9 protein-coding genes are annotated in these 6,000 nt (G+C 39.5%); all 9 read right to left on the minus strand.

The features are described from left to right. Window positions 1-96: 96 nt before the first annotated feature. Window positions 97-966 (minus strand): 16S rRNA (cytidine(1402)-2'-O)-methyltransferase, encoded by an 870-nt coding sequence (gene rsmI / locus KTHG_RS20380; RefSeq protein ID WP_126988967.1) that lies wholly within the window; start codon window positions 964-966, stop codon window positions 97-99. Further along, window positions 944-1,234: a GIY-YIG nuclease family protein gene (locus KTHG_RS20385; RefSeq protein WP_139996247.1), complete on the minus strand. Its 291-nt coding sequence runs from the start codon at window positions 1,232-1,234 to the stop codon at window positions 944-946. The genes rsmI and KTHG_RS20385 overlap by 23 nt, the downstream gene beginning before the upstream one ends. Continuing rightward, entirely contained in the window at window positions 1,218-1,967 is a 750-nt protein-coding gene (locus KTHG_RS20390; RefSeq protein WP_126988928.1) for a tRNA1(Val) (adenine(37)-N6)-methyltransferase, read from the minus strand. The genes KTHG_RS20385 and KTHG_RS20390 overlap by 17 nt, the downstream gene beginning before the upstream one ends. 49 nt (window positions 1,968-2,016) lie before the next feature. Next, window positions 2,017-2,376 (minus strand): DNA replication initiation control protein YabA, encoded by a 360-nt coding sequence (gene yabA, locus KTHG_RS20395; protein ID WP_126988927.1) that lies wholly within the window; start codon window positions 2,374-2,376, stop codon window positions 2,017-2,019. A gap of 20 nt (window positions 2,377-2,396) precedes the next feature. Beyond that, a complete protein-coding gene (locus KTHG_RS20400; RefSeq protein WP_139996249.1) occupies window positions 2,397-3,215 on the minus strand; it encodes a PSP1 domain-containing protein in 819 nt (272 codons plus the stop codon). Continuing rightward, a complete protein-coding gene (holB, locus tag KTHG_RS20405; RefSeq protein ID WP_126988925.1) occupies window positions 3,208-4,215 on the minus strand; it encodes a DNA polymerase III subunit delta' in 1,008 nt (335 codons plus the stop codon). The genes KTHG_RS20400 and holB overlap by 8 nt, the downstream gene beginning before the upstream one ends. A 107-nt stretch (window positions 4,216-4,322) precedes the next feature. After that, window positions 4,323-4,760 carry a YaaR family protein gene (locus tag KTHG_RS20410; RefSeq protein ID WP_126988924.1) on the minus strand — a complete coding sequence of 146 codons (438 nt, stop codon included), beginning with the start codon at window positions 4,758-4,760 and terminating at the stop codon, window positions 4,323-4,325. 19 nt (window positions 4,761-4,779) lie between these two features. After that, on the minus strand, window positions 4,780-5,109 hold the full coding sequence (locus tag KTHG_RS20415) for a cyclic-di-AMP receptor (RefSeq protein ID WP_029501099.1): 330 nt from the start codon (window positions 5,107-5,109) through the stop codon (window positions 4,780-4,782). A 60-nt stretch (window positions 5,110-5,169) separates the two neighbouring features. Then, complete coding sequence (tmk, locus tag KTHG_RS20420) at window positions 5,170-5,796, minus strand: dTMP kinase (protein WP_139996251.1); 627 nt, start codon at window positions 5,794-5,796, stop codon at window positions 5,170-5,172. Window positions 5,797-6,000 lie beyond the last annotated feature (204 nt).

Below are 6,000 nucleotides of genomic sequence, written 5' to 3' on the forward strand. Positions count from 1 at the left end.
GTTTCTTCTATAATATATAGGAATAGACTTTTCAGGTTTTATACCGCTTTAGTTATAAAAAAAGAGCCACAATCAACTAATGATTGCGGCTCTTTTTTAGTCTTCTACGTGATATGCTTGGTAGACGTCACGTTTTGGTAATTTACGTTCTTTAGACACTTCCTTGATGGCTTCTTTCGAGCTTTGGCCATTTTCAATAAGTTTCTCAATATGTTCCACAACACTAAGCGCTGACCACCATGTTACCTCTTCTTCAATGACACTTTCATCTGCACCTTCAACAATGACAACAAATTCCCCTCGAATTTCGCTGCTGTTTGCCCATTCAAGTGCCTCTTCAATCGTACCACGTAAAAACTCTTCAAATTTCTTCGTTAATTCCCGCGCTAAAACGATTTTACGGTCACCTAAGATGGCATGCATATCTTTTAATGTATCCTTCATACGATGCGGTGCCTCATAAAAGATAATCGTTTCATGACGTTTTGCTAAGCCTTCAAGCGATTCCTTACGCTCTTTCTTTTGACGACTTAAAAAACCATAAAATAAAAATGGCTGTGCGGGTAACCCAGAGCCGATTAATGCTGTTAATGCCGCATTGGCACCTGGTAATGGCACAACAGCAAAACCTTCTGCCATCGCCTTCATTGAAATATCTTTCCCTGGGTCTGAAATACAAGGCATTCCCGCATCACTTACAAGTGCCACTGTTTTTCCCTCACGTAGCATATGCAGCAACTTCTCGCCGCCCTGCTCCTGATTGAAGTCATGATAGCTTGTTAGTGGCGTTTCAATTTCAAAATAGTTACATAAGCGTTTTGTGTTGCGCGTATCTTCTGCCGCAATCACATCCGCTTCCTTTAAAATACGCAAGGCGCGCATTGTCATATCTTCTAAATTGCCAATCGGCGTCGGGACTAAATACAAAGCACCGCGTTCGTGCTCAGCGCTCATTTGTGATTGAATCATCCGTACGACCTCTTTCTTCTATATAATTTAACTTTTGTTGACGCGTCAAGCGCTTGAAATGATATTCAGCGCTCATCGCCTCATGCTTCGTTTCAAACTGCTCATAATAAATACAGCTTACCGGTAGACGTGCGCGCGTATACTTGGCACCCTTCCCGGCGTTATGTGTCGCAAGTCGCTTCTCTAGGTTATTCGTATACCCAGTATATAAAGTCCCGTCGCTACAACTAACGACATACATGACTTCTTTATTCGGCGTCGCCATAAAGCATCCCACGCACTTCGTCTGTATATTCATTGTCATCTCCGTACACATAAAGTGGTGGCAAAACTTTTAAGCCTGGCTTCCCGTCCTTAATACCTTCAATCAACAACGTATTTGCCTCTTTCCCCATTTTTGGGTACACAAGCTGAATTCGTTTTGGTTCAATACGATTTGCACGCATTGCCATGACGATGTCGAGCAGACGCTCTGGGCGATGTACATACGCCGCTTTCCCACCTTGCTTTAATAAGCGTCCTGACGTATAAATCATTTCATCAAGCTTCAAATAAATTTCATGACGCGCGATTTTCACATGCTCTTTCAAGTTTTTATCGCTCGCCTCATGTGCCAAGAAATAAGGAGGATTGCATGTCACGACATCGTATTTTTCAATACCTAAATCTGTCGAAACCGTACGCACATCTCCTTGCATGATTGTAATTTGTTCTTCAAGCTCATTGTATTTTACGCTACGGCTCGCCATATCAACAAGACGATCCTGCAATTCTACCGCTGTAATATGCGCTTTTGTACGCGCGCTTAAAAATAACGGAATCGCTCCATTCCCTGCACATAAATCAACAATTTGTCCTTTATGATGTGGAACATTTACGAAGCGAGACAATAATACGGCATCAAGAGAAAATGAAAATACCGATGGACTTTGTATAATGCGTAGCTCCTCCGCTAGCAAATAGTCCAATCGTTCATCATCCTTTAACCATTGTTCCATGAACTTACCCTCCAACAAACTAAAAGAGGCTTATAGAAGAAGCCCCTTTTTAGTCATTTTGTTTATTTAAAAATGAAAGACAGAACAAGCAATCTTCACCTTTACGCGATGAGCCAAAATGTACATTACATACATGGTAGCCCTCGTGGTAAAGACGTGCTAAATTATCGTATCCTTCACCAACATCTAGCACATCACGTTTTTCTACCGCAATCTCAGGCAACTGCTCTGGTTGTTGTGATAGTACTTCTTCCAAACGCGTACGCAAATGATGATTTTCCATTTGTAGTGTCTGATGTTCCTCCATCATTAAAGCTACAAACTTTTTTAATGCCTCAAATTGAGTTTGCATCGACTCAAGCTGTTGTTCGAATTCCATAACAGTGTCTAAGAAATTATGGTCCTTCACGCAAGCCACCTCATATTCCCCTATTGTACTGAACTTTTTTCAAATTCTACAATTTCATCTAATGTATATTCTAACACACGATTCTCTTCAAACAGTTCTACTTGCAATAAACGTTCTAAAATATTCAAACCAACGACCTTCCCTTTACCGTCAGGCGTTGAAATTGTACGACCGATATCTGGCATTTTTGAACGAGCGTCTTCATATTCATCATTTTCATATTTTAAGCAGCACATTAAGCGACCGCATAACCCTGAAATTTTTGATGGATTTAACGATAGATTTTGGTCCTTCGCCATTTTAATTGACACGGGCTCAAAATCACCTAAAAACGTTGAACAACATAACATACGACCACATGGGCCAATGCCACCTAACATTTTTGCTTCATCACGTACGCCAATTTGACGTAATTCAATTCGTGTACGGAATACAGAAGCTAAATCCTTTACTAGCTCACGGAAGTCAACACGACCTTCTGCGGTAAAATAAAAGATAATTTTATTGCGATCAAAGGTATATTCGACATCTACTAATTTCATTTCTAGCTTATGCGTTGAAATTTTTTCAGTAGCAAGCTCAAATGCACGCTTCGAGTCTTCAAGATTTTCAGATACTTGAATACTATCGTGCTCATTTGCTTGGCGAACAACTTGCTTTAATGGCAAGATGACATCATCATCTTCCACTTCTTTTGGCGGAACAACTACTTTACCATATTCAATCCCACGTGCGGTTTCGACAATGACATATTCGCCATTTTCAAGTGTATTTTCATTAGGATCAAAATAATATATTTTACCCGCTTTCTTAAAACGGACTCCTACTACTTTATACAAAGGACTTTCCCTCCTGCAGGTTTAGCATTAATTGTTCCATCAGCAATGTACGATTCATATTACTATGCAATGTTTTTCGTGCATGTAATACTGCTTGCAACATTTTTGAAAGTTGCTCGTATGTTAAACGTAATCCTGTGGTCACAAAGAAGTCCTTCATGTCAGGATACGTTAACGCTGCTGTTGGATTTGCCTTTACTGCTACAATATCGCGATACGCATATAGCAGTAAATCCAATGCTAACTCCATTTGGTCTCTTTCTTTAAAAGTTGGCAACCAATCCTCATGCACAATTAATAATGCCTCATGCACATTTTTCGATAGCGTCGCTTCTATTAATTTTAACACTGTTTTTCTCGCCTGTGCAAACTCGTCATCTTTTGTTAAAGCAATTGCTTCATCTACGTCGCTCGTTACCATACTAACCGTCGCCGCAAGAGATGCACTAATGCCTTGATTACGCAGTTCATCTAATAATAAATGCTTTGGAATTGGTTGAAACGCAATATGCTGACAGCGTGACCGAATCGTCGGCAAAATCGCATTAATATTTTGTGTTGTGAAAATTGCCGTTACTTCACCAATCGGTTCTTCTAAGAATTTTAGCAATTTATTCGCAGATTTTGCATTTAAGCGTTCCGCATCATGTACAATATATACCTTGCGTCCTGCTTCCATACCACGCTTACTCATTTCTATCAGTAGCTCCTCGATTGCCGCTACTTTAATAAATTGCCCATCTGGATACACTTGATGAAAATTAATATGGTTCCCCGTTTCTAGGCGCTGACAGCTACGACATGTATTACATGGCTCGCCATCGATTGGTTGCTCACATAATAATAACTTCACAAAAAAATGTGCGACTTCTTCCGTTGCCGTCCCTTTTTTACCTTCAAATATGTAGGCTTGACCGATTCGATTTTTACGTTCAATGATTTGTAACTGCTTCATAACGACCGGTTGCAATTGTTTCAGTTGTTCTGTTGTTTTTTCCATTTCCATCACCTTTAAAAAATGAAGCTGTGACACAAGTACAACCGATGCGCTTCATGCCTAAGCATGAATGTTCATCATCAGATGTTTTCCCTAATGCCACAGCTCCGTTATGTGTACAGATTAATGAGTAACCCTTTAATCTCTCCGATTTTCGCTAGAAGATCTACAGAGTCCTTTTCCTCATTCAAAATATCTTCCGTTAATTCAATTAGCTTTTCATCAATTGTATCAACAATCTTTAAACGACGGCCCTCACCAAAACGATTCCACGTATGAGACTGTTTCAACTCCATACCAAACGATACAGACTCTTTCAAAAAGCGTTTAATCAACATTTTAAATTTTGCAAGATCACGTAAATTACGCGACTTCGTAATACGTTCACCCGCAGTCGAAATATCACCTAACAAACGTGTTAGCTGTTCCGTCTGCATTTTTTGGCCCTGTTTTACAACAAGACTACCAAAATTATTCGTCGCCTGTTGCTGCACTTGTCGAGTCTGTGCCTGGTTTCTCCCAACGTGTATGTCTTGGTTAATTTTCATTTATACGGTCGCCTCCACTCTAGAAATGATGGAATTGTTCAATTGGTAATACAAATACCGTTGCGCCGCCTACTTCTACTTCTACAGGATAAGGAATATATGAGTCCGCATTGCCTCCCATAGGTGAAATTGGCGCTACCATTTGTTCACGTGAACGGCAGTTGTCACGAATGACATCTAGCGCTTTAGGAACGAGTGAATCCTCCGTACCAATTAAGAAAGTGGTATTTCCTGATTTTAAGAAACCACCTGTACTGGCTAATTTCGTTGCTCGAAAATTATTTTTCGTTAAAGCATTTGAAAGACGGTTACTATCCTGATCTTGTACTACTGCAACTACTAATTTCATCGGCATTCACTCCTGATTCTTTTCAACTATTATATCATAAAGTCAAATTTTTCATCATGGCTAAACAAGGGGTGCAATACATTGCCATGCTGATTCTACTACTTCTTCTAAAGATTTGCTCGCATCAATTACTTGAATGCGCTCTGGGAAACGTTCTGCTAAATGTAAATACGCCTCATGTACAGATTGGTGAAAAGCTAAATCTTCTTTATCCAAACGATTCACTTCACGACCCGCATTCGCATTGATACGTGCTAAACCTACTTCTGGTTCTAAATCAAATAACACCGTCACATCCGGCATTCTGTCGCCAATTGCAAATTCATTAATCGCTTTCACTGCATCGATTCCTAAATTACGACCAACACCTTGGTACGTTAATGAAGAGTCAATAAAGCGGTCACATAATACTACTTTACCCTCTTTTAGTGCTGGTTCTACAGTTTCTGCAAAATGTTGACTACGTGCAGCCGCATATAATAAAGCTTCTGTACGAGGATCCATTTCAGTATGATTTTTATCTAAAATAATATGACGAATTTTTTCGGCAATCACACTACCACCTGGTTCACGTGTTGCAACAACATCTACACCACGCTCAGCTAGACGTTCCTCAATTTTTTTTAACACAGTTGTCTTACCTGCACCTTCTGGACCTTCAAATGTAATAAACACTGTTTTTCCCATTGAACTCTTACCTCTTTCAATCAATAAATACTATTTTGCTTTTTTAGGTTTTGTTAATAAAGTAATCGTAGCTACAGTCGTTGCAGCAACTAATTTTACAAAAGTCGTTTTTTTCATATTCTGCACCTACTCTCTTACTTCTATTGTAAGTAACTTAGCATGAAAATTCACTTCATATGCCATTTTAAAGCATAAAAAAAGTAC

This window comes from Kurthia sp. Dielmo (genome assembly GCF_000307285.2).
Taxonomy (GTDB): domain Bacteria; phylum Bacillota; class Bacilli; order Bacillales_A; family Planococcaceae; genus Kurthia; species Kurthia populi.

What these genes read in the sequence shown, in the direction of transcription:
- tmk (WP_139996251.1), bottom strand. Translation starts at nt 5,796, where the DNA reads ATGGGAAAAACAGTGTTTATTACATTTGAAGGTCCAGAAGGTGCAGGT.
- holB (WP_126988925.1), bottom strand. Translation starts at nt 4,215, where the DNA reads ATGGAAAAAACAACAGAACAACTGAAACAATTGCAACCGGTCGTTATG.
- KTHG_RS20415 (WP_029501099.1), bottom strand. Translation starts at nt 5,109, where the DNA reads ATGAAATTAGTAGTTGCAGTAGTACAAGATCAGGATAGTAACCGTCTT.
- KTHG_RS20385 (WP_139996247.1), bottom strand. Translation starts at nt 1,234, where the DNA reads ATGGCGACGCCGAATAAAGAAGTCATGTATGTCGTTAGTTGTAGCGAC.
- KTHG_RS20390 (WP_126988928.1), bottom strand. Translation starts at nt 1,967, where the DNA reads ATGGAACAATGGTTAAAGGATGATGAACGATTGGACTATTTGCTAGCG.
- KTHG_RS20410 (WP_126988924.1), bottom strand. Translation starts at nt 4,760, where the DNA reads ATGAAAATTAACCAAGACATACACGTTGGGAGAAACCAGGCACAGACT.